21 protein-coding genes are annotated in these 21,765 nt (G+C 61.3%); 8 read left to right on the forward strand and 13 right to left on the reverse strand.

Annotated features, from left to right (window positions below; genetic code table 11):
* Positions 1–34: 34 nt before the first annotated feature.
* From ACW4TB_RS22040 to ACW4TB_RS22055, 4 genes are all read right to left on the reverse strand, one after another.
* Positions 35–970 (reverse strand): D-2-hydroxyacid dehydrogenase, encoded by a 936-nt coding sequence (locus tag ACW4TB_RS22040; protein ID WP_455843077.1) that lies wholly within the window; start codon positions 968–970, stop codon positions 35–37.
* Between the two features lie 75 nt (positions 971–1,045).
* A complete protein-coding gene (locus ACW4TB_RS22045; RefSeq protein ID WP_279930832.1) occupies positions 1,046–1,339 on the reverse strand; it encodes a YcgL domain-containing protein in 294 nt (97 codons plus the stop codon).
* The gene (gene rnd, locus ACW4TB_RS22050; RefSeq protein WP_254466290.1) at positions 1,336–2,469 is read right to left on the reverse strand and encodes a ribonuclease D; all 1,134 of its coding nucleotides are present in this window, start codon (positions 2,467–2,469) and stop codon (positions 1,336–1,338) included. The genes ACW4TB_RS22045 and rnd overlap by 4 nt, the downstream gene beginning before the upstream one ends.
* A gap of 103 nt (positions 2,470–2,572) precedes the next feature.
* On the reverse strand, positions 2,573–2,938 hold the full coding sequence (locus ACW4TB_RS22055; protein ID WP_012315724.1) for a 5-carboxymethyl-2-hydroxymuconate Delta-isomerase: 366 nt from the start codon (positions 2,936–2,938) through the stop codon (positions 2,573–2,575).
* 115 nt (positions 2,939–3,053) lie between these two features.
* Between ACW4TB_RS22055 and ACW4TB_RS22060 the strand changes: the two genes are divergently transcribed.
* Positions 3,054–3,290, forward strand: coding sequence for a YdcH family protein (locus tag ACW4TB_RS22060; protein ID WP_012315725.1), 237 nt, complete (start codon positions 3,054–3,056; stop codon positions 3,288–3,290).
* A gap of 68 nt (positions 3,291–3,358) precedes the next feature.
* On the opposite strand, the gene ACW4TB_RS22065 is transcribed toward ACW4TB_RS22060, so the two are convergent.
* On the reverse strand, positions 3,359–4,531 hold the full coding sequence (locus ACW4TB_RS22065; protein WP_196996882.1) for a trans-sulfuration enzyme family protein: 1,173 nt from the start codon (positions 4,529–4,531) through the stop codon (positions 3,359–3,361).
* A 134-nt stretch (positions 4,532–4,665) separates the two neighbouring features.
* Here ACW4TB_RS22065 and ACW4TB_RS22070 point away from each other — a divergent pair, with 134 nt between their 5' ends.
* The gene (locus tag ACW4TB_RS22070) at positions 4,666–5,127 is read left to right on the forward strand and encodes an Lrp/AsnC family transcriptional regulator (protein ID WP_012315727.1); all 462 of its coding nucleotides are present in this window, start codon (positions 4,666–4,668) and stop codon (positions 5,125–5,127) included.
* Positions 5,128–5,150: 23 nt separating this feature from the next.
* On the opposite strand, the gene ACW4TB_RS22075 is transcribed toward ACW4TB_RS22070, so the two are convergent.
* Positions 5,151–7,478, reverse strand: coding sequence for an FdhF/YdeP family oxidoreductase (locus tag ACW4TB_RS22075; RefSeq protein ID WP_279930838.1), 2,328 nt, complete (start codon positions 7,476–7,478; stop codon positions 5,151–5,153).
* 320 nt (positions 7,479–7,798) lie between these two features.
* Between ACW4TB_RS22075 and moaA the strand changes: the two genes are divergently transcribed.
* On the forward strand, positions 7,799–8,803 hold the full coding sequence (gene moaA / locus ACW4TB_RS22080; RefSeq protein ID WP_012315729.1) for a GTP 3',8-cyclase MoaA: 1,005 nt from the start codon (positions 7,799–7,801) through the stop codon (positions 8,801–8,803).
* 20 nt (positions 8,804–8,823) lie between these two features.
* Positions 8,824–9,723 (forward strand): bestrophin family protein, encoded by a 900-nt coding sequence (locus ACW4TB_RS22085; RefSeq protein WP_012315730.1) that lies wholly within the window; start codon positions 8,824–8,826, stop codon positions 9,721–9,723.
* Between the two features lie 104 nt (positions 9,724–9,827).
* Here the strand turns inward: ACW4TB_RS22085 and moaB are convergent, their stop codons facing one another.
* On the reverse strand, positions 9,828–10,367 hold the full coding sequence (gene moaB / locus ACW4TB_RS22090; protein WP_279930841.1) for a molybdenum cofactor biosynthesis protein B: 540 nt from the start codon (positions 10,365–10,367) through the stop codon (positions 9,828–9,830).
* Between the two features lie 139 nt (positions 10,368–10,506).
* Between moaB and ACW4TB_RS22095 the strand changes: the two genes are divergently transcribed.
* Complete coding sequence (locus ACW4TB_RS22095; RefSeq protein ID WP_012315732.1) at positions 10,507–11,394, forward strand: LysR family transcriptional regulator; 888 nt, start codon at positions 10,507–10,509, stop codon at positions 11,392–11,394.
* 83 nt (positions 11,395–11,477) lie between these two features.
* Here ACW4TB_RS22095 and ACW4TB_RS22100 read toward each other — a convergent pair whose 3' ends face one another.
* The 4 genes from ACW4TB_RS22100 to xenA form a co-directional block, all read right to left on the reverse strand.
* Positions 11,478–12,692: a hypothetical protein gene (locus ACW4TB_RS22100; protein ID WP_012315733.1), complete on the reverse strand. Its 1,215-nt coding sequence runs from the start codon at positions 12,690–12,692 to the stop codon at positions 11,478–11,480.
* Between the two features lie 10 nt (positions 12,693–12,702).
* A complete protein-coding gene (locus ACW4TB_RS22105) occupies positions 12,703–14,592 on the reverse strand; it encodes a hypothetical protein (protein WP_012315734.1) in 1,890 nt (629 codons plus the stop codon).
* A gap of 8 nt (positions 14,593–14,600) precedes the next feature.
* Positions 14,601–15,458, reverse strand: a complete 858-nt coding sequence (locus tag ACW4TB_RS22110; protein WP_012315735.1) for an SH3 domain-containing protein — start codon at positions 15,456–15,458, stop codon at positions 14,601–14,603.
* A gap of 602 nt (positions 15,459–16,060) precedes the next feature.
* Entirely contained in the window at positions 16,061–17,152 is a 1,092-nt protein-coding gene (gene xenA, locus ACW4TB_RS22115; protein WP_279930846.1) for a xenobiotic reductase XenA, read from the reverse strand.
* 85 nt (positions 17,153–17,237) lie between these two features.
* On the opposite strand from xenA, the gene ACW4TB_RS22120 reads away from it, so the two are divergent.
* Positions 17,238–17,537: an ArsR/SmtB family transcription factor gene (locus ACW4TB_RS22120; protein WP_455843078.1), complete on the forward strand. Its 300-nt coding sequence runs from the start codon at positions 17,238–17,240 to the stop codon at positions 17,535–17,537.
* Positions 17,538–17,618: 81 nt separating this feature from the next.
* Here the strand turns inward: ACW4TB_RS22120 and mqo are convergent, their stop codons facing one another.
* On the reverse strand, positions 17,619–19,256 hold the full coding sequence (gene mqo, locus ACW4TB_RS22125) for a malate dehydrogenase (quinone) (protein WP_012315738.1): 1,638 nt from the start codon (positions 19,254–19,256) through the stop codon (positions 17,619–17,621).
* Between the two features lie 328 nt (positions 19,257–19,584).
* A complete protein-coding gene (locus tag ACW4TB_RS22130; RefSeq protein WP_008097338.1) occupies positions 19,585–19,776 on the reverse strand; it encodes a DUF4223 family protein in 192 nt (63 codons plus the stop codon).
* Positions 19,777–20,302: 526 nt separating this feature from the next.
* Between ACW4TB_RS22130 and ACW4TB_RS22135 the strand changes: the two genes are divergently transcribed.
* Both ACW4TB_RS22135 and ACW4TB_RS22140 read left to right on the forward strand, forming a co-directional pair.
* Positions 20,303–20,566 carry a hypothetical protein gene (locus ACW4TB_RS22135; protein WP_279930849.1) on the forward strand — a complete coding sequence of 88 codons (264 nt, stop codon included), beginning with the start codon at positions 20,303–20,305 and terminating at the stop codon, positions 20,564–20,566.
* 454 nt (positions 20,567–21,020) lie between these two features.
* Positions 21,021–21,764: a hypothetical protein gene (locus ACW4TB_RS22140; protein WP_064314708.1), complete on the forward strand. Its 744-nt coding sequence runs from the start codon at positions 21,021–21,023 to the stop codon at positions 21,762–21,764.
* Position 21,765 lies beyond the last annotated feature (1 nt).

Below are 21,765 nucleotides of genomic sequence, written 5' to 3' on the forward strand. Positions count from 1 at the left end.
GCCAGACCGCTTGTCAGTACCGACCGGCTGCAGCTCAATAGCCCCGCGCGAAATCCACTTCGCCACGCAACCCTTGCCCTGCCTGGTATTGCCGCACGTTCTCAACAAACAGCCGTACCATCGCCGCCGGCGAAGTCGGTGCCGAGCTGTGCCCGGTCAGCAACAATCCCCACGCCGTCCAGAACGGGTGACGCTGCGGTAACGGCTCCTGCCGGCACACATCGATCACCGCGCCCGCCAGATCCCCCTGCTTCAGCGCCTCGACCAGGTCAGCATCGACCACCGCCACCCCACGCCCGGCATTGATGAACAGTGCACTGGGCTGGAAGCACTTGAACAGCGCGGCGTCATAAAGGTCATGGGTTGCCGGTGTATCCGGCAACAGGTTGAGCACGTAATCGGCCTGCCCGACCATCCTTGGCAAATCAGCCAACCCGGCGACCTCGACGAACGGCGCCTGCTCGCGGGGCGTGCTGGCGATGCCATACAGGGTCACGCCAAACGGCAAGAGGAACTCGGCCACGCGTTGGCCGATATCGCCGGTACCCACGATCAGCACCTTGCGCCCTTCAAGCGTGCGCCCCGGGCGGTCGTCCCAACGGCGCTCCACCTGGCTCACCAGCCGAGACAGCACTTCGCGCTCGTGCCCCAGCATATAGGTGAGCATGTACTCGGCCATCACCTGGCCAAAGATGCCGACCGCACGGGTCAGGCGGTAATCACGCGGCAGGCCATCGGCCAGCAAGGGCGTGATGCCGGCCCAGGTCGATTGCATCCAGGCCGGTTTGTGGCCCTGGCGCAGCAGACTTGCCAGCAGGTCTGGCTGGCCCAGCCAGACCGGGCACTGTGGTGCCTGCAAGGCCAGTTCGGCGGAATCGCCGCTGGTCAGAACCTCCAGGTCCGGGGCCGCTTCAGCCAGCAGGCGGGCGAAATTGGCATGATCCTGCTCAGCGATCAGAACGCGCATCAAAGTGACAACCTTGGCAGACAACGAAGGCGGCCCGGCATACGGGCCACCTGAGAATGTGAAGGGATCGTGGCCGGGTCAGACCGGGTCGTTTCGGCGCAGAAGTTCTTCCGGCAAATGCTCGATGTACTCGTCCTCGGCCGGCGGCATCTGCAGGTGGTAACCCTGGTTTTCGAGGTTGTCCAGCACCTTGACGATGTCCTCGCGGGCCAGCTTGCGCTCGGGGCTCAGCACCAGGTCGAAGGCATGCACGGGCGTGCCGAAGAACGGCAGAAGCGCCTCGGGCACGCGCTCCAGGCCCTCGGCCTTGAGTATATAGAGGTACATTTCGTTCTTGCGGGGGCTCTTGTAGATCGAGCAGATACGTTTCATCGGGTTTCTCCGGCGCCCGCCAGGTCGTCCAGCAGGGCCTGGCCCATCCGCTCACGGCGCCAGCCGCGCAGCGAATCGGGCAGTTGATAGGGGCCATTGGGGTAGCCACTCTTGAGCAAGGCTTCCAGGGCCTTTTTACGCAACATCAGCTCCGGGGCAATGCCCAAACGCTCGCCTTCGGCCTGGCCGATGGCGCGCAAGCGCTTGAGGATGCCGGCCGCTTCGATCGGCAGCGGTTCGGGCAACGTGGCCGGCCATTGCTCAGGCGGCAGGCTGGCAGCGCGCTTGATCAGCTCGATCAGGAAAGGGCCATCCTGGCGGATGGTGCGTGGGTGCATTTCATCGATCTTGGCAAGGGCCGACAGGTTGTCCGGCTGGTTCTTGGCCATTGGCCACAGCGAGTGTTCCTTGAGGATGCGGTTGCGCGGCACATCGCGGCTGCGTGCTTCACGCTCGCGCCAGGCGCACAGTTCACGCAGTACCGCCAGTTGCTGGCGGCCCAGCTTCCAGGCCAACTTGACATCGCGGTACAGGGTCTCGGGCTCGACCTCACGGCGCAAGGCCGCCACCAGTTCGGCACCGTCTTCCAGCACCCACGCGTACTTGTCGTCGGACAGCCGGGGGCGCAGGGCCGCAAACAGTTCAGCCAGGTGCACGGCATCTTCGGCGGCGTAGCTGACCTGGGTGTCCGACAGCGGGCGCTGCAGCCAGTCCGAGCGAGTTTCACCCTTGGGCAACTCAAGGCCCAGCACTTCCTGGACCAGGCGCGAATAGCCCATGGAGAAGCCCAGGTTCAGGTAGCCCGCGGCCAACTGCGTGTCGAACAGCGGCTGCGGCAGCTTGCCGGTCAGGCGCAGCAGCACTTCGAGGTCTTCGCTGCAGGCGTGCAGCACCTTGACCACGCCGGCATCCTCTAGCAGTTCGCCCAGCGGCTGCCAGTCGCCGATCAGCAACGGGTCGATGAGAAAAGCCCGCTCACCGTCACCGATCTGGATCAGGCCGGCTTTCGGATAAAAGGTGTCGACCCGCATGAATTCGGTGTCGAGCGCCACAAAGGGCAATGTGCGCCACCTCTGGCAGAGTTCGGCCAGGGTCTGGTCGTCACGGATCCAGTGTATTTCGATGGCCACGAGGCTCTCCCACAAACATTGGCGCGCAGTATATACGGCGCGGGCCCTGCGGGTGAAACCTGACGAACATCTGCGCCGGCTGCCGGGAAGCTTGCGATACCGGTCAGCCTGGCAAGCGATGCTTGGCGTAAGGCTCGCGGTCGATATCCAGCACTTCCACGCACAATTGCAGGTCTACGCCAGCCTGCTCCGGTATGGCCTCACGCAGTACCTCCAGCAAGCTGGCGGACAATTGCTTCTTTACCTCCGCCGGGCGCCCGCTGAGGATAGCCAGGCGCACATGGGCAAACGCCCGCTCGGCCGGCGCGGTGCCCACCCGGTAATGGGTGAACGCCTGGGCGCGGCTTTTGATGTCCGCCTCATCGGCAAACTGGCCGCTGCCGACCAGGGCGTGGTTCAGGCGCAGCAGCAGTACCTCGACATTCAGCTCGCGCAAGTTGTCGCTGTATTCCAGGTTCAGGTGAGGCATGGCACAGGTTCCAGGCGTTGGGGGAAGCGACAGCCTACCCCAGTCCCCTACCCGCGCAAAGGCGGCTATCCTCAAAGGTCAGGACCTTACTGACAACCCTGACAGAGGTGAAGAAATGCCAGTTCCGCATGATCTGCTCGCTGACTTGCACGTTACCGCCGATGCATTCCAGGCACTGATAGACAAGGACCAGACGCTGCATGCCCTGCACAAGGAATACAACGCCAAAGACAAGGAGGTGGTGGCCGCCGAAGGCAATGGGACCAACGACGATACCGTCAACCGCCTGCGCAAGGAGCGCCTGCTGATCAAGGACAAGATCGAGCGAATCATTCATCCGCCGAAATCCTGATGGCTTTTTGCTGAATCAATCGGCCTGTCGCTGGCAAGCCCGCTTGCCGGCGACAGGCCCAACAGCCGTTACACAGCAGCTGATGCGTTCAAAGCCCCGTCCAGGTCTTCGATCAGGTCCCGGTAATCCTCGATCCCGATCGACAGCCGCAACAGGCTCTCACTGATCCCCATCACCCCCTTCTGCTCGGGGCTCAGTGAGTTGTGCGACATGCTCCAGGAGTGGTTGATCATGCTCTCCACGCCGCCCAGCGAGTCGGCCAGAACAAAGATCTGCAATGCCTCCACCAGGCGATTGAGCGCCGCCCGGTCACCGTTCTTGACCTTCATTGCCACCACCGCCCCGCCAGCGCGCATCTGGCGTTTGCACAGCGCGTGCTGCGGGTGGCTCTCCAGGCCCGGGTAATACACCTGCTCGATCTGCGGATGGCTTTCCAGAAAGCGTGCCACCTGCAGGGCATTGGCACACTGGCGCTCCATGCGCACGTCGAGGGTTTTCAGGCCACGCAGGGCCAGGTAACAGTCGAACGGGCCCTGGATTGCCCCCACGGCCATGCTGATCTTGCGCAGGCGCCCCAGCAAGGCGTCATTGGCAGCCACCACCACGCCGCCGGTCAGGTCGGAGTGGCCACCAATGTATTTGCTGGCCGAATGCATCACCAGGTCCACACCGAGGGTGATCGGCCGCTGGTTCCACGGCGAGCAGAAGGTGTTGTCGATGCAGGTGAGAATGCCACGCGCCCGTGCCAGGTCGCAGACCGCCTTGATGTCGACCAGGTGCAGCAACGGGTTGGTCGGCGACTCGATCCAGATCAGCTGGGTTTCGGGTTTGATCGCCGCCGCTACGGCCGCGACATCGTTGAGGTCGACATAGGTGGTGGTAAGGCCCGACGTGCGTGCGCGGTAGTCTTCAAGAATGCGGAAGGTGCCGCCGTAGACACCGTTCATCACCACCACATGAGCGTCCTTGGGGAGCAGCTCCAGCACCGTGGCGGTGGCGTTTACACCGGAGGCACAGGCCACCGCGCCAACACCCTCTTCAAGCGCCGCGACACAGCTTTCATAGGCATGCCGGGTCGGGTTGCCGACGCGGCTGTAGGCGTACTCGGGGTTGTCATCGAGGCTGCGCTTGATATATGAGCTGGCGGTGTAGATAGGCGGGAAGATCGCGTTGTCGGCGACACTGAACTGCTCACCGGCGTGGATGGTACGGGTGGCGAAATTGCGCGGCTTGTCGGACATGGTCGGGCCCATTGGCAGATGTAAGTGCGCAACTATCGCACAATCACCTGCCGCCACAACGCCTGCGGTTGCGGGAATTTTTTCTATCGTTGGGGTAATCTGGGGAATATTTTCCTGACCGCCAGCGGATCCTCATGGACAGCTTCGACCAGCACATCCTCACCCTGCTTCAGCGCGACGCCTCGCTCTCGCTCAAGGACCTGGCCGAAGCCGTCAACCTGTCCACCACCCCCTGCTGGAAGCGGGTCAAACGCCTGGAAGAGGATGGCTACATCCTCGGCCGCGTCGCCCTGCTCGACCCCGAACGCCTGGGCCTGGGCCTGACGGTGTTCGTCCAGCTCAAGACCCAGCGCCATGACAGCGCCTGGCTGGAGCAGTTTGCCGAGACGGTGAAAGGCTTCGAGGAGGTGATGGAGTTCTATCGCATGTCTGGGGACTGGGATTACATGCTGCGGGTGGTGGTGGGGGATATCGCCGCCTACGACCGGTTCTACAAAAAGCTGATTACCAGCACCGATGGGCTCTCCAACATCACGTCCAGCTTTGCCATGGAACAGATGAAATACACCACGGCTTTCCCGGTACACAGGCCCTGATCGCGGCCAGCCTTAGCGCCGCATCACTGCGCCGCCACCGCTTCGATCCGGTTCCCCGCCTTGGCCTTCTCAAGCCGAATCGCCACGAATTTGGACGTCGGCGTATAGGTGCCCTCGCCGTAACTTTCCAACGGCACCAGCGGGTTTGTTTCCGGGTAGTAGGCAGCTGCCTGCCCATCGGGAATGTCGTAGGGCACCAGGCGGAAGCCCGATACCCGGCGCTCCACACCGTCCTCCCACAGTGACACCAGGTCTACGTGCTCGCCCGGCTCGAAGCCCAGGCGGCGGATATCCGCTTCGCTGACGAACACCACTTCTCGCAGGCCAAACACGCCCCGATAACGATCATCTAACCCATACAGCGTGGTGTTGTACTGATCATGCGAGCGCATCGTCTGCAGGATCAGGTCAGGCTTGTCGCCACGGGCGAGCACCTGGGCATTGACCAGATGCTCTGGCAACGGGGTGGCACTGAAGCGCGCCTTGCCGGTCGCCGTGCGCCAGCTGCGCTCGGCAGCACTGTTGCCCAAGTGGAAACCGCCTGGCTGCAGCAGGCGTTCGTTGAAGTTGGCAAAGCCGGGAATGACATCGGCAATCATGCTGCGAATACGGCCATAGTCGGCAACGGCGTATTCCCAATCGATGGGCTTGTTGCCAAGCGTGGCCTTGGCCATGCCGGCAATGATCCAGGGTTCGGACCGCATGTGGGGTGAACGCGGGCGCAGTTGGCCATGGGAGATATGCACCATGCTGAAGGTGTCCTCCACGGTCACGCCCTGCGGCCCGCCGGCCTGCAGGTCGATCTCGGTGCGCCCCAGGCAGGGCAGGATCAGCGCATCGCGGCCAGTGACCAGGTGCGAACGGTTGAGCTTGGTGGAGATCTGCACCGTCAGCGCGCAGTTGCGCAGGGCCGCGTGGGTACGGGGAGTGTCCGGCGTCGCCTGGGCGAAGTTGCCACCCAGCGCGATGAACACCTTGGCACGCTGTTGCTCCATGGCCTGGATCGCCAGCACCGCGTTGTGCCCATGGGCGCGAGGTACGCGGAACTGGAAGCGTTTTTCCAAAGCATCGAGCAACGCCGCCCTGGGTTTCTCGTCGATACCCATGGTGCGGTCGCCTTGCACATTGCTGTGGCCACGCACCGGCGACAGGCCCGCCCCGGGCTTGCCGACGTTGCCGCGCAACAGTTGCAGGTTGACGATCTCCTGCACGGTCGGCACCGAGTGACGGTGCTGGGTGACGCCCATCGCCCAGCACATGATCACCCGCTCGGCCTTGCGGTACATGCGCGCGGCCAGCTCGATCTCGGCCAGGGTCAGGCCGGACTGCTCGACGATATGGTCCCACGAGGTGGCATCCACTGCCGCCAGGTAGGCGTCCACACCGCTGGTGTGCGCGACGATGAAGTCATGGTCGAATACCGCTGGTTCACCCTTGGCCTGGGCTTCGCGCTCCCACTGCAGCAGGTACTTGGCAATGCCGCGCATGGCCGCCATGTCGCCGCCCAGGGCTGGGCGGAAGTAGGCGGTGTTGGTCGGCTCGGAGCCGTTGCTGAGCATTTCGAACGGGTGCTGCGGGTGCTGGAAGCGCTCCAGACCACGCTCTTTGAGCGGGTTGAAGCACACCACCTGGGCGCCGCGCTTGACCGCTTCACGCAGCGGCTCGAGCATGCGCGGGTGATTGGTGCCGGGGTTCTGGCCGATGACGAAGATCGCGTCGGCCAGTTCCAGGTCGTGGAACACCACGGTGCCCTTGCCTACGCCGAGGGTTTCCGACATGCCCACGCCACTGGCCTCGTGGCACATGTTCGAGCAGTCAGGGAAATTGTTGGTGCCATAGGCGCGGACGAACAGCTGGTAGAGGAATGCCGCTTCGTTGCTGGCCCGGCCGGAGGTGTAGAACTCAGCCTCATCGGGCGAATCAAGCGCCTGCAAGTGCCGGGCGATCAGGGTAAAGGCCTCTTCCCAGGAGGTTTCGACGTAATGGTCGGTACCCGCATCGTAGCGCATCGGGTGGGTCAGACGGCCCTGGTATTCGAGCCAGTAGTCGGTCTGCTCGGCCAGCGCGCTGACGCTGTACCTGGCAAAAAACGCGGGGTCGACCGAACGGCCGGTGGCCTCCCAGTTGACCGCCTTGGCGCCGTTCTCGCAGAACTTGACCATGTCGCTTTCCGGCGACTCGCCCCAGGCGCAGCCGGGGCAGTCGAAACCGCCGTTCTGGTTGGTCTTGAGCATGGCCCGCAGGTTCTTGAAGGCGTTGTCACTGCCCAGCCAGCTCTTGGTCACGCTCTTGAGCGCGCCCCAGCCGGCGGCCGGCCCCTTGTAGTCCCTGATATGTTCGTCCTGGCTCATGCGGTCAATCCTCACGCGGGCATCGAAAAGTGCAGCGGATCGTGTCGTCCGGTGCTTGTTTTTCAGCCTATGGAGGCAGACAGGGGGCCGTCCAATCGAAATGTCTTACGGGGTGATAGGCCGTTTCGATGACGGGTTGGTGTTGGCACCGTTCCCTTCGCGGGTAATCACGCAAACGCGACAATCCGATCAAGGCATTGGAGTACTGGCCCTGCAGCCGTGATAGATGAGATTGATCAAGCAGTCGGGCAAAGCAATTTGACGGCGAACACCGCAGGTTATAGCGTGGAGCCAGTACTCCTCCCCTGCCGAGCGCGAACGTGGAACAGAACAGCCGGGCCCTGATCGACGGCTTCAACCGGAAAATCGACTACCTGCGGATGTCGGTCACGGACCGCTGCGACTTCCGTTGCGTCTACTGCATGGCTGAAGACATGCAGTTCCTGCCGCGCCAGCAGATTCTCAGCCTTGAGGAACTGTTCCAGGTGGCCGAACGCTTCGTCGCCTTAGGCACTCGCAAGATTCGCCTCACTGGCGGCGAGCCGCTGGTCCGCCAAGGCATCGTCGACCTCTGCGGGCGCATTGCCGCCCTGCCCGGCCTGCGTGAACTGTGCATGACCAGCAACGGCTCGCAGCTCCCCCGCCTGGCCCAGCCGCTGTTCGACGCCGGCCTGTCACGCCTGAACATCAGCCTCGACAGCCTTGATGCAGAACGTTTCAAGCAACTGACCCGCACCGGCGACCTGGCCCAGGTGATCGCCGGCATCGACGCGGCCCGCCGCGCTGGTTTTCAGCGCATCAAACTCAACTGCGTGGTGCTCAAGGGGCGCAACGACGATGAGCTGGTCGACCTGGTGCGCTTTGCCATCGACCGCGAACTGGACATCACCTTCATCGAAGAAATGCCGCTGGGCGTGATCAGCGAGCATGAGCGCGGCGAGTCGTTCTGCTCCAGCGACGAAGTGCGCGCGCGTCTGGCCGAGCAGTTCACCCTCATCGAATCGACCGAATCGTCCCAGGGCCCGGCGCGTTACTGGCGCCTGGCGGAAGCGTCGAGCACCCGTGTCGGCTTCATCTCCCCGCACAGCCACAACTTCTGCGCCACCTGCAACCGTGTGCGCCTGACCGTCGAAGGCCGGCTGTTGCTGTGCCTGGGCAATGAGCATTCGATGGACCTCAAACAGGTGCTGCGTGCCCACCCGGGTGATGCCGAGCGGCTGGAAAAGGCCATCCGCGATTCGCTACACCTCAAGCCCTACCGCCATCATTTCGAGGTCGGTGGCGATGTGCAGATCCTGCGTTTCATGAACATGACCGGCGGCTGACCGGCCGTCTCTGGACTTCCATGATCGTTCACTCTCGCCCCGATGTGTTGCGTGTGCTGTTCACCCTCAAGGGTTCGATTGTCAAACGCATTGCCCTGCGCTGCCTGATGGTGACCTTGCTCGCCGCCCTGATCGTGCTGGTCGAACGCCACTTCCCGGCGTTTTTCTACCCCGTCAGCGCTACCCCCTTCACGCTGCTTGGCCTGTCGCTGTCGATCTTCATGAGTTTTCGCAACAATGCCTGTTACGACCGTTGGTGGGAGGGGCGCAAGGCCTGGGGGAAAATGATCATCGAGACCCGCTCGTTCGTACGTGAGAGCGTGGTGATCACCGATGAAGAGCTGCGCGCCGAGGTACTGCGCAGCCTGTGCGGCTTTGCCCATGCGCTCAATGCCCGGTTGCGCAACGAGGATGATGTGGCCGCCGCCCGGCCGTGGCTGGCCAACCCCGCTGCGATCCGCCCGCACAATGTCTGCGACGGTATCTTGCAGGAAGTTGGCGCCCGCTGCTCACGCCTGGCCGAGCAGCAGCAGATCAGCGACTGGCGCTACAGCCTGTTGGAACAACGCCTGGTCGGGCTGTCAGAGGTGCAGGCCACCTGCGAGCGGATCAAGGGCACACCGTTGCCTTTCCCCTATACCCTGCTGCTGCACCGGACCATCTACATCTTCTGCCTGTTGCTGCCGTTCGCGCTGGCCGAGCCGCTGGGCTGGCTGGCACCGCTGTTTACCACCATTGTGGGGTACACCTTCTTTGGGCTGGATGCGATCGGCAATGAACTGGAAGACCCGTTCGGACGAGACGAGAACGACCTGCCGACCGATGCCATGGTGCGCACGGTCGAGCGGGATGTGCTGGGGGCCTTGGGCGTGGAGCCGCTGCCACCGGCGTTGCAGCCGGTGGAGCATGTGTTGAGCTGACTGGCCCTATCGCCGGCAAGCCGGCTCCCACGGGTGCACCACAGTAATCAAAGACTGCGATCAACCCGTGGGAGCCGGCTTGCCGGCGATAGGGCCGGAACTGATCAACCGCGAGTTTCGCAGGGCGCGATGGGCTTAAGGTGCTTCACAAAATTACAAGGCTGGTGCCGCGCATCCAGCTGCTCCACCAGGATGCCTTCCCACGCCGTGCGGCAGGCACCGGTAGAACCTGGCAGGCAGCACACCAGAGTGCCATTGGCCATGCCGGCCAACGCCCGGCTCTGCACGGTCGAGGTACCGACATCAAGAATGGACAACGCCCGGAACAGCTCGCCGAAACCGTCGATACGCCGATCGAGCAGGCACTCCACCGCTTCCGGTGTGCTGTCCCGCCCGGTGAAACCGGTGCCTCCGGTGATCAGCACCACCTGCACCTGTTCATCGGCAATCCAGGTGGCCACCTGGGCGCGGATCTTGTACAGATCGTCCTTGAGCAGCGCACGCGCCACCAGGCGATGGCCGATCTGCACCGGGCGGCTGGCGAGCAGTTCACCCGAAGTGTCGTTGTCGTAGGTGCGGGTGTCGCTGACCGTCAGTACGGCGATATTGAGCGGTAAGAAGACCGCGTCGGATTGAACGCGCACAGTGAAGCTCCTTGTATGGCATGGTCGTTACGCTAGAGACATGACCAGAGCACGTCCAATCGATATGCCGTACCGCCTGATCAATGACATCTATCGCTGACTTGGTTAAGGTCAGCACAACCAGACCCCAGGCACTCCCATGGACATCAAGCAGCTCAAGTTCCTCATCGCCCTCGACCAGACCCGCCACTTCGGCCAGGCCGCGGCGCTGTGCCATATCACCCAGCCGACCTTGTCCATGCGCCTGCGCAACCTGGAAGACGAACTGGACCTGGTGCTGGTCAAGCGCGGCCAGCGCTTCGAGGGCTTCACCGAAGCCGGCGAGCGCATCCTGGCTTGGGCCCGCACCCTGCTCGCCGCCCATGATGGCCTGCAGGCCGAGGCGGCCAGCTGCCGCGGCCAAGTGGTTGGTAGCCTGCGCTTGGGCACAGTGCCGCTGGCCAGTTTCAACCCCATGCAGCTGCTGCTGCCGCTGCGCGAAAAATACCCCGAGCTGCAGTTTCAGCTCAGCTCGCACAGCACCGAGCAGATCATGGATGGCCTGAGCCGCAACCAACTCGACCTGGGGATCTGCTATCTGGACCAGGTCAACGCCAACTTCTTCGAGGTGATCGAACTGGGCACCACCACCATGGGCCTGCTGCACGATACCCGGCACTTCCAGTTCGAAGCTGACACCCTGCGTTGGGAGGAACTGGGTGAAATCCCTCTGGGCTTGCTGAGCAAGGGGATGCACTACCGTCAGTCGCTCGACCTGAGCTTTCGCAGCCGCAGCCTGGAACCCAATGCCGTGCTGGAAAGCGACTCAAGCTTCCAGTTGGTTCAAGCCATCAACACCGGCGTGTGCTGCGCAATCATGCCGCTCGATTGCGGGTTGGAAGACCTGAGCGAGCACATGCGCATCATCCCGATCACCGACGCCAGCATCCACAGCCCCGTCGGCCTGCTGCTGCGCCGCAGCGAGCCGCGCTCGGCGATTGCCGAACAGTGTTTTGACGAGGCGAAGTTGCTGTTCAGCGCAGGCTGATTAAAGATGCAACAGAAAGGGTGGCCTGAGCCACCCTTCCTGTTGCATCTATTGGCGCCCCATTGCAGGGCGCCGTCACCGTTTCAATCGCTTTCCAGTTCGTACGCCCTGCTCACGAAAAGCGCAGCAAACAGGCTCTTGCCTTCCTTGAATGTGTACGCTTCTTCGAAACTGCCTTCCTCAACCAGCTTGCGGCTGATGGCACATTCCGAGTCGTTGTGGTTTTTGCCCTTCGCCCCAAAGTCGCTCGACCACTGTGACAGCCCGACCTCTTTGCAGAAGGCATCGAACTTGGCTTTAGGCGCAGTTTCCTGGTAGCTACCGTAGGCCTCTTTCAGCGGTTTGAAACCACTGTAGCTGACTGAGTAATTCTCGACCTTGGCCGCGCGTGCAAAGCTGCTGACGGCTTCTGTCAGCGCCGCCTGGCCGGCGTATGGCTGATAGGCACCGAGAATGAAGCCGCTCAGCGCATTCTTCAGCCCGCCTTCCACATCATCAAGCTCCGGCAACGAGGCGAAATCGGCCTTGCGTACGATCTCGCCGACCTTCGAGCCGTCATTACGGTGGGTCACCACGAATTTCATCGAGCCTTCACCATCGCTGGAGCGCTTGAGGATGAAATCCAGGTCGACCTGAGTGCCATAGGTGCCGGTGCTGTTGACCAGGAACGCGCCGGTCACCGGCTGGCGTACGACCAGGTTGGTGCCCCAGGAGAAGTCCGACTGGGTGGCGCGACCGTTGGCCGACAACTCGGCGCGGGGCTGGATCTCGTCGTTCACGTCAGAGACCAGCACCACCTCGGCGTCCTTGTGGGAGATGAACGGGTTACCCATCTGCAGGCCGAGCAACTGGATGTGAATCTCACCTGCCTTGCTGTCGCCATCACGGGCAACTTTCAGGGCATCGGCCTTCAGGTAGACACCCGCGACATTGCGACCGGAAACGGCATTGAGCTGGTACTTGGCCCAGCTGGCCAGGCCCGTTTCGCTGGCCCCTGCAGCCCTGGGGTCGAATGACCCCATGATGCTGCGCAGGAAACTCATCGCCCCGTTGGTCTGCGCGACGGCGATGCGGATCTCGGGGTCGGCTACGGTCAAGTTGCCGGAGAAGGCCGAGTATGAGACCTCGCCTTCGGACAGCACGTCCTCAAGGAAGTAGCGCTCCTTGAACTCATCGTAATAGCTCAGCGCGGCCTTCTTGCCGGAGCTCGAAACCATCGCAAAGCCGCCGCCGAGCACCAGCACCGCAGCGGCAACACCGCCAATCAGCAGCTGCTTCTTGTTCATCTGTTTGATCATGGTGTTTGCCTCACTGGACCTGAGCGGAAGCGTTCTTCCAGTCGTTCACGTACTTTTGGGAGACCTCTGGGGTCCAGCTGAAGTCGATGTCCGCATTGGGGAATTCCTTGGCCAGCACGGCACCGAACGACACGCGGTCGGCACAGTGGTCCTGCTTGCAGGCCTCTGGCTCGCCGACGCTGTAGGCACGGTAGGTGGCGACTGCCCGGCCATCTTCCAACGGGAAGTACGGGGTGGCGTTGGCGACCTGGGTGACGTACCAGCCTTCGCTGTATTCCTCTTCCGCCACGAGGCGGCCCTTGCTAGGGAAGTCGATGGTGTAGAAGTCACCTTTCTTACCGGTGACATGCACCATCATTGGCATGACGCTGGCCGACGACGACGGGTCCTGCAGCGCCAGTGGCGAGCCGAAGCGCACCTTGATACCGGCCATCTGCGCGAGGGCTTCGGTTTCTCGGCCCTTGAACTCGCTCATGCCTTCTTGCAGCTGCTGGTAACGCTCCAGCACACGGCTGTGGACACGGGCCAGTTCCTGCTGGCGCTGACGTGCTTCACGCACACGCTGCTGCTCACGCTGAACCGCCCAGTTCGCACCTTCGCGCACATCGAAGAACAGGCCTTGGCGGTTGATGCCGATGCGGTTGCGGGTGATCTTCAGCGCATCATTGCCCCAGATGTTGTTCGAAATCGCCGACAGGTCTTTGACGATGAACAGGGTGTTCACATCGGTAGTGGTCGGCGAGGTGGTCTTGATGAGATTGAAGATCTCAAGTGCGGCTTCCTTGTACTGCGCCGCGTCCAGCGCGAACGACTCGTCAGGCGTTACCGCCAGATAGTACGGGTCGCTGCCGAACGGCCTGAGCACGCCATAACTGGAACGCGTGAACGTCAGGTACACCTTCATCTTCCGGCTCGGTATTTCACCGACCAGTAACGCCGCCTGGTCGGCTTGCGGGGTGAGGTAGGCAACTGCCTTGTCCTTTACCGCAGCCTCAAGGTTCTTCGTGAAAATCAGCGCGCTCGGGTGAACGTAGACACGGTTCCAGTTATCGCCACGGTAAGTACCGACGGCCTTCCAGGTGATTTTCTCGAAGCTGCCCTCGCCGAAACCGGACACAGGGCACGGCATGGCCGGGGTGGTGCCGAACGAAAGGGTATCGCCGTCGCCGATGGTCGAGGTGCTGAGCACCCATTTACAGCCGGTGCCGTCCGTGACCTGCATCAGTTTCTGGTTCTGCAGGACAACGGCACGGCCGTAGTCGGATGTGGGGGCAGCGGCTACGGCTCCGCTGGGTACAGGGCTAGCCGGCGCGGCAGGCGCTTCTACGGGGGCTTGGGCGGTGGTAGCTGGCGTGGGCTCTGCGGCAACGGCCGGGGCTGGCGCTGGCGCAGGGGCCGGCGGGACTTCTACTTTCGCAGGTGTTGCTTCTACGGCAGCAGGTGCAGGTTCAGGGGCTTGTGCTGGCGGCGTAGCAGCGGCCACTGGGGCCTCGGCCGGCACTGGCGCCGCAACGGGTACTGGAGCCACAGCAGGTGCAGCCGGTGCCGGTGCGACAGGCGCGGGGGCCAGGGTTACCAGGCCAAGGTTCGAGGCATTGCCCGAACCGCTGGCGTAGAGGGTACCCTTGGCATCAACTGCCTTCCAGCTCACCTTGGCCGTCGAGCAGTCCTTGGCGAACACGAACGGCAGCTTGGTCAGCAGGCCCGACAGCAAATCCTGGTTATCCCAGGCCGGGCGCGTGATGGTCAACTCAACTTCGGGCTTGCACCAGGTGGTGGCGTCCCCAGGCACTTCGACCTTGATGTTTTCTTTCTTCGAGAAGGCCAGCTCGTGAGCGAACGCCTGCGGTACCAGACCACAAGCGCCGAACACTGCCAGCGCGAGCGCGTGCTTTTTCATGGAGTTCCTCAGATCAGTTCCCAGGTGCCGTTGGCTTGTTTGCAGAAGGTGTTCTGCTCCTGCTCGGTCTGGCCGCTTTGCGACTTCAGGCTGACGGTGACCGGGCGGCAAGCGGCCTCGGCGGCAACCGTCTCGGTCGGGAGCGACTGGATGGAATCAAGGTCGAAGCCTTGGGTTTCCTTGTTCGCGGCGACGTCCAGATCGTCCAGGTTGACGGCTGGGGCCGCGCGCTTGGCAATGGCTTGAGCCTTGGGCTCGACGTAGTTCTTGTGTACGTAACCGACTGTCACGCCCTTGCGTCCAACCAGGATCCAGTCACCGGTCGAACCCACTGCGGTGAATTCGGTGTGGCTCTTCAGGCTGCCGACTTTTTCGCCAGTCGTGTTGGGTGCGGCGCGCACATTCAGGTTGTCGCTGATGGTGACGTAGGGTTCGTTGATCAGCTTCATCGAGGGCACCGCCTGGATCTTCGGCGCACGTTTCACCTCGACCTTCTTGGTCTGGGTGTATTCCTTGCCTGGGGTGATCTGCGCAGTGGCACCGGAGTGATCGGACTTCCAGGTCACCGGCTGAGCGCTGGCGGTGGCCGACTGGCTCAGCACTTCCTGGGTGCGTAGCGCCAGCGCCTGCTGGTCCTTCTCATCGAGCATGTGGCCGATGCGATTACCGACATAGGCACCGATACCGCCAGCGATCAGTGCCGCGGCAATCTTGCCGTTGCCGCTGCCCATGGTCGAACCGATGGCTACACCGGCCAGGCCACCGATGACGGTGCCCGCTTGCTCTTTGCTGATCCCGAGCTGTGCACAGGCTGTTGTCGTAGCGATGGCGACCGCCAACAGGGACGCGACGAATTTCTTACGCAAGTGGAGCACTCCATTTCCGGTGGGTCACTCTGCGAGGGGCAGAGACCTGGTTTGTTTGTAAAAGAACGACAAGCGCACGCAGGCAAGCTGGCCGCCGAGGTCGTGGCTGTTTGGGGATGTTCAAGAGAATGGCAGCACTGGGCGGGTTCAACGGCCGGGCGTTGAACAGGGTTTCACCCTGCAAGCCGAGGGCGTTGAGCGAAGCCGGTACGACGGGGAGCATCCAACCGATCCATGTCAGAAAAGGGTCATCGTCCAGCGCGTATTCATTACGGCGAGGGGCCTGGACGAGAGTGGCGTTTTGCCGCCGCATTGTAACGCAAGGTTACATTGGCAATACAAGGCAAAAAACGGGACTGGAAGGGGGAAGTGGCAGCGCTTCTACATTTTTGACTCAGATTTTGCCCATTCCTTGTAGTCTACTTGCGAAACATACTGCCAGCCCTGCCAAACCATTGAGCGTGCCTGGGTTGCGACCTGGTTTCTGTCCGTTGCACAAATCAACGGCCGGCGTTGACAGGCTGATAGCATTCCCGGCGCATATTCAGCCTGTGCAGGAGCCGGCTTGCCGGCGATTGGGCTGCACAGCAGCCCCCTTTCACTCAGCGATAACGCTCAAGCCAGTGCGCGTAAGGCGCAGGCAAAGTCCACGAGGCTTTATCGACGCCCAGTTCCTTGGCCGCAAAATACGCCCAGTGCGGGTCGGCCAGGTGCGCACGCCCTACCGACACCAGGTCGAGCTGATTGGCCTTCAACGCCCCTTCCGCCAACTGCGGCGTACCGAAGCCCCACGCCGAGGTCACTGGCAAATCCGCCTCACGACGCACACGCTCAGCGATCGGCCCCATGAAGGCAGGGCCCCATGGAATGTTGGTGTCCGGGATGGTGAAGCCGACGCTGACACTGAGCAGGTCCAGGCCACCCGCCTTGAACAGGCGGGCCAACTCGATGGACTCTTCCAGCGTCTGCTCATCACGGCCGTCGTATTCCAGCACGCCAAAGCGGGCGGTCAACGGCAGGTTTTCCGGCCACACCTCGCGCACGGCTGCCAGGGTTTCCAGCAGGAAGCGGCTGCGGTTTTCGAAGCTGCCACCGTAGGCATCGGTGCGCTGGTTGGAGTGCTCGGAGAAGAAGCTCTGCCCCAGGTACCCGTGAGCGAAGTGCAATTCGATCCATTCAAAGCCCGCATCACGCGCTCGACGTGCGGCATCGACGAAGTCCTGCTTGACCCGGGCAATATCGTCCAGGGTCATTTCACGCGGCACTTTCGGCAAGTTGGCGCCGAAGGCGATGGCCGACGGGGCGATGGTGTCCCAGCCTCGCGCGTCATCCGCGGCGATATGGTCGTCACCTTCCCACGGGCGGTTGGCACTGGCCTTGCGCCCCGCGTGGGCGATCTGGATGCCCGGCACCGAGCCTGCAGCCTTGATCGCCTGCACCACCGGCACAAACGCCTGGGCATGGGCGTCGCTCCAGATACCGGCGCAACCAGGGGTGATACGCCCTTGCGGCGCCACCGCAGTGGCTTCGACCACTAGCAGGCCGGCGCCACCACGGGCCAGCCCGGCGTAATGCACCTGGTGCCAATCGTTGATCATGCCGTCCTCGGCCATGTACTGGCACATCGGCGGAATGGCGATGCGGTTGCGCAAGGTGACGTCTTTGAGGGTATAGGGTTCGAACAGTGCGGACATGGAGAACTCCGGGTTCATCTGAATACGATAGTTCGATCATAATCGAACTATGGCAATTAATGAAACCCCCGTTATCATGACGCCCATGCGAGCCTACAAACATCCCACCCCTGAAGACCTGATCCTCGAGCGCCTGCTGTATGCGCTGAGCGACCCTGTACGCATGGAAATCGTGCGCCACCTGGCGGGCGTGGCGGAGGCCAGCTGCGGCGAGCTGGACGGCGGCCGGCCGAAGTCCAGCATGTCCCATCATTTTCGCGTGTTGCGCGATGCGGGGCTGGTGCAAACGCGCAATGTGGGCACTACCCATATGAACTCACTGCGCAGCGAAATGCTCGATGCACGCTTCCCCGGTTTGCTGGAGTGCATTTTGCGTCAGCGGTGAGCCAGGGTTGGCGGTGGGGCCGGAAAAGGCAAAAAAAAACCACGAGGTCACCCCCGTGGCTTTCGATCACAACGCTGACGCTTACAGCGCCATGTCGTTCTCTGGCTTGCTTTCAACCGGCTGGCTAGCACCCGTGCCGGTACCGACGCTCTGGTCGATGACCGGCGGCTTCTCCAGCTGCAGGACTTCAGCGGTGTAGTTCCACTCTTTCTGCGTGGCCGCTGCCGAATCGTTGAGCTTGGTGCCGTAGCTCGGCACGATCTCTTTGATCTTGGCTTGCCATTGCGGGGTGGCGACCTTGTCTTTGAACACGGTTTCCAGCACGTTCAGCATGATCGGCGCGGCGGTCGAGGCACCTGGCGATGCGCCCAGCAGGCCGGCGATGGTGCGGTCTTGCGAGGCCACCACTTCGGTACCCAGCTTCAGCACGCCGCCCTTGTCTGCGTCACGCTTGATGATCTGCACGCGCTGACCGGCCTGCCACAGCTTCCAGTCTTCCTTCTTGGCGTTCGGGAAGTAGGTGCGCAGCGCTTCGAAGCGGTCGTCGTCCGACAGCATCAGCTGGCCAGCAAGGTACTCGACCAGCGGGTACTGCTCGATGCCGACCTTGGTCATTGGCCACACGTTGTGCATGGTGGTGCTGCTGAGCAGGTCCAGGTACGAACCGTTCTTCAGGAACTTGGTCGAGAAGGTGGCGAATGGCCCGAACAGGATCACGCGCTTGCCGTCCAGCACTCGGGTGTCCAGGTGCGGTACCGACATGGGTGGCGCGCCGGTCGAGGCGATGCCATAGGCCTTGGCCATGTGCTGCATGGCGATGGTCGGGTTCTCTGTCACCAGGAACGAACCGCCAACCGGGAAGCCTGCGTATTCCTTGGCTTCAGGAATGCCCGACTTCTGCAGCAGCTTCAGCGCGCCGCCGCCGGCACCGATGAACAGGAACTTGGCGTCGGTGGCCGACTCGGTCCCGTCCTTCAGGTTCTTGTACTCGACGTGCCAGGAGCCGTCCTCGTTGCGGGTGATGTCCTGAACTTCGCTGGACAGCTTCAGGGTGAAGTTATCCTGGGTCTTCAGGTGGCCGACGAACTGGCGGGTGATCTCGCCGAAGTTCACGTCGGTACCCAGTGGCGTCCAGGTGACCGCAAGCTTCTGGTTCGGGTCGCGGCCTTCCATCATCAGCGGGACCCACTTGGCGATCTGCGCGTGGTCCTCGGAGTACTGCATCGAGCGGAACAGCGGGCTTGCCTGCAGCGCGTCATAACGCTTCTTGAGGAACTTGATGTTGTCATCGCCCCACACGAAGCTCATGTGCGGAGTGGTGTTGATGAACGAATGCGGGTTCTTCAGCACGCCCTGACGGACCTGCCACGACCAGAACTGGCGGGAGATCTGGAAGGCTTCGTTGATTTCGATGGCCTTGGTGATGTTGACGTTGCCGTCTTTGTCTTCCGGGGTGTAGTTCAGCTCAGCCAGCGCGGAGTGGCCGGTGCCGGCGTTGTTCCAGCCGTTGGAGCTTTCTTCGGCGACGCCATCCAGGCGCTCGACCATTTCCATCGACCAGCTTGGCTCCAGCTCGTGCAGCCACACGGCCAGGGTGGAGCTCATGATGCCGCCGCCGACCAGCAGCACATCGACTTTCTTGGTTTCTGCGGCGTGCGCTTGCATGAAGCTCGCAGCGACAGCCAGACCCAGCAAGGTCTTGCCAGCTTTCTTGAACATTGATCAATTCCAGTCTGTAGAACGGAGGACGGGCCTGTGGCTGGCCCAGGTGCTTCGTGTTCTTGTGCGCAGGCTTTTTGTGATCATTGTTCAGCGGCTTAAAGAACCAGAAAACGACCCAGGCTTTTGTCGTATTGACCGACAGGGCTGAATCGTTTCGCTGATTGTATCTGAAATGCCAGCACAAACAAATTGCGGGCGTACAAGCAAGGCGGCAGGTTGTCCCAGCGGCAGGTTGTCACGCCAGACAAACAAAAGCCCCCAGCCATATGCATGACTGAGGGCTTTGGATCAGGTCACAGATGACGCGATCAGGGTATCGCCAAGCTTACTGCGGCTGAGGCAGTTTATCGATCGGGCCGCAGCCACCGATGACCTTGGAGATGGAAACCGATGGGTGGAACAGGTAGTCGTACGAGCAGTTTTTCTGCTGGTTGTAAACTTGGCCAGTGCAACCGGACAGCAGGGCAACGCCCGAAACGACAGCAACGGCTACAGTGGCCTTGAACAGCTTTTTCATTACTTCAGTCCTTTAAATAATTATCGACCATCATTCTGATGGCGGCCGGATGATACAGAACCGGAGTATTGGATCCAAGTCGCTTAAGAAGATAGGCCGCCATCCAATGCACCAGCGGGAGGGGAAACGCATAACGATAAGGCCTCTGACAGCTCATCGCTTTCAGGGGCTTTTTGCATCCGTGCCAGGGAAGAATATTCACGCCTGGTGCGTCTAAGGTCCTACAGATTTAACTCCGATTTTTCCCATTCCCTGTAGTCCATTTCCGAATTATATTGCCGGCGCTGCCAACCCATTGCGAGCGCTCGGATTGCGGCCTAGTCTCGGTTCGTCGTTGACACCTCAGCGACCGGCTTTGACAGGCTGACCGATTCAAGGGTCCTTTGCAGCGCTTCATGGCAGCTGTACATGGGGCACCTTCGTGTGCGCCGGGTTCCTTGGGTCACCGGTCTGTCAACCCGTGTATAGCTGCCTCCATTCGTTTGACAGCGTTTAAAGGTAGCTCCACCTGACTCAAGGAGCATTCATGCGCAAGATAGTCCCCGATCCACCCTCCCCCCTCGATCCCTCGTACATGCTGCAGGACACCCTGGTCCAGACCTCAGAATACGTGATCTGCGCCTTGTCCGTAGCGCGCCAGTCCGTACGACTGACACCTACCTCGCACAACTCGATCGTGATGCGGGCGGTCATCCATGAAATGGAAGTTGCGCATGCGCTGCTGGAATCGGCGCTGATGCAGCTGCAAAGGCAAGCGGATTCGCCCACAGAGCCACAGACATTGCACTAGGGCCGAGCTACGAAAAATCCGGGAGTGCCGCAAAGTTCGCCCTGGCGCTCTGATTCGATCCAGCAGGCCCGTCGCTAGCGGCGACATGGCCCGGCCATGCGCCCGGCGATGCTTTGAGGTTTAACTCGGGCACAACGAAAAAGCCCCTGAAAACTTATCGTTTTCAGGGGCTTTATCTACCACATGTATGGCGGAGAGATAGGGATTTGAACCCTAGGTACTGTTGCCAGTACAACGGATTTCGAATCCGTTTTTGGCCTCATATTCTTTTGAGGTATTTTCATAAAATCTAAATAAATCAGAAACTTCGACGCAAGGTGACGCAACAGCATTCCACAACATTCGGGGGATCGATTCCCCCAAGATTCCCCCACAGCTTCTGATAGCATTTGGCCTCTCCAAACCAGCGTCGTAGCTCTACTCACCGCTACCCCAGCGTTTACTGATTTACCCCATGGATGAACAGATGACTACAGATAATCCAGCCGCTCGCGCATTTCGCGTACTGAAAGCAATCGAAGCGATGCCTAACACAACTGAGACGAAGAAGGCATGGCGTGAAGCATTGGGAATCAAGGGGAATGATGAAGGCCCCCTGCTGATTGGGCTTGGTCAATTCATCGCGGTCACAACCGAAGCCGTTGAGCTTATGAATGATCGATACCCTCCCCTGAAATCCCAGACCACCACGTGGCACCGGACGTTCACGAAGGCCATGCAAGAGCAGGTGTTAACTAGCCACATCTCGACTTTCACATCGAGATATAGCAGCGCCTCGAACGATTTCCTACAGGTCATGAATCAAATGCTCGCTATAGATTCGCCTCCTGAAATTGACAGCCTGGTTATTCTCGATTTCCAGCAGGCTATCTCCAACTTGATCAAAGAAGTTATAAGCAGCGACGTTGAAATCAAAGTTAAAGAATACCTTGTCAAGTCACTTAGAAAAGTGGAATCAGCACTTGACAATTACCGCTTCACTGGAGTCGTACCGGTACTGGAGTCAATTGAGATCGTAGCTGGCCATATGTTTACTGACTCGAACTTCAAAAAATCGTTGGACGCGGATCTCGGATACAAGGTCTTTTCGACCTTGGGTGCAGTAGCCGATGGCGTGTCAATAGCTACCGGAGCACCGCCTTCTCTGTGGGCTCAGTTGGGAGAAGGCTTGAAAGGTCTCTTACCGCAATCAGTCTGAT

The organism is Lelliottia jeotgali, assembly GCF_977070485.1.

What these genes read in the sequence shown, in the direction of transcription:
- ACW4TB_RS22045 (WP_279930832.1), bottom strand. Translation starts at nt 1,339, where the DNA reads ATGAAACGTATCTGCTCGATCTACAAGAGCCCCCGCAAGAACGAAATG.
- ACW4TB_RS22055 (WP_012315724.1), bottom strand. Translation starts at nt 2,938, where the DNA reads ATGCCTCACCTGAACCTGGAATACAGCGACAACTTGCGCGAGCTGAAT.
- ACW4TB_RS22060 (WP_012315725.1), top strand. Translation starts at nt 3,054, where the DNA reads ATGCCAGTTCCGCATGATCTGCTCGCTGACTTGCACGTTACCGCCGAT.
- ACW4TB_RS22065 (WP_196996882.1), bottom strand. Translation starts at nt 4,531, where the DNA reads ATGTCCGACAAGCCGCGCAATTTCGCCACCCGTACCATCCACGCCGGT.
- ACW4TB_RS22070 (WP_012315727.1), top strand. Translation starts at nt 4,666, where the DNA reads ATGGACAGCTTCGACCAGCACATCCTCACCCTGCTTCAGCGCGACGCC.
- ACW4TB_RS22075 (WP_279930838.1), bottom strand. Translation starts at nt 7,478, where the DNA reads ATGAGCCAGGACGAACATATCAGGGACTACAAGGGGCCGGCCGCCGGC.
- ACW4TB_RS22085 (WP_012315730.1), top strand. Translation starts at nt 8,824, where the DNA reads ATGATCGTTCACTCTCGCCCCGATGTGTTGCGTGTGCTGTTCACCCTC.
- ACW4TB_RS22095 (WP_012315732.1), top strand. Translation starts at nt 10,507, where the DNA reads ATGGACATCAAGCAGCTCAAGTTCCTCATCGCCCTCGACCAGACCCGC.
- ACW4TB_RS22100 (WP_012315733.1), bottom strand. Translation starts at nt 12,692, where the DNA reads ATGATCAAACAGATGAACAAGAAGCAGCTGCTGATTGGCGGTGTTGCC.
- ACW4TB_RS22105 (WP_012315734.1), bottom strand. Translation starts at nt 14,592, where the DNA reads ATGAAAAAGCACGCGCTCGCGCTGGCAGTGTTCGGCGCTTGTGGTCTG.
- xenA (WP_279930846.1), bottom strand. Translation starts at nt 17,152, where the DNA reads ATGTCCGCACTGTTCGAACCCTATACCCTCAAAGACGTCACCTTGCGC.
- ACW4TB_RS22120 (WP_455843078.1), top strand. Translation starts at nt 17,238, where the DNA reads ATGCGAGCCTACAAACATCCCACCCCTGAAGACCTGATCCTCGAGCGC.
- mqo (WP_012315738.1), bottom strand. Translation starts at nt 19,256, where the DNA reads ATGTTCAAGAAAGCTGGCAAGACCTTGCTGGGTCTGGCTGTCGCTGCG.
- ACW4TB_RS22130 (WP_008097338.1), bottom strand. Translation starts at nt 19,776, where the DNA reads ATGAAAAAGCTGTTCAAGGCCACTGTAGCCGTTGCTGTCGTTTCGGGC.
- ACW4TB_RS22135 (WP_279930849.1), top strand. Translation starts at nt 20,303, where the DNA reads ATGCGCAAGATAGTCCCCGATCCACCCTCCCCCCTCGATCCCTCGTAC.
- ACW4TB_RS22140 (WP_064314708.1), top strand. Translation starts at nt 21,021, where the DNA reads ATGGATGAACAGATGACTACAGATAATCCAGCCGCTCGCGCATTTCGC.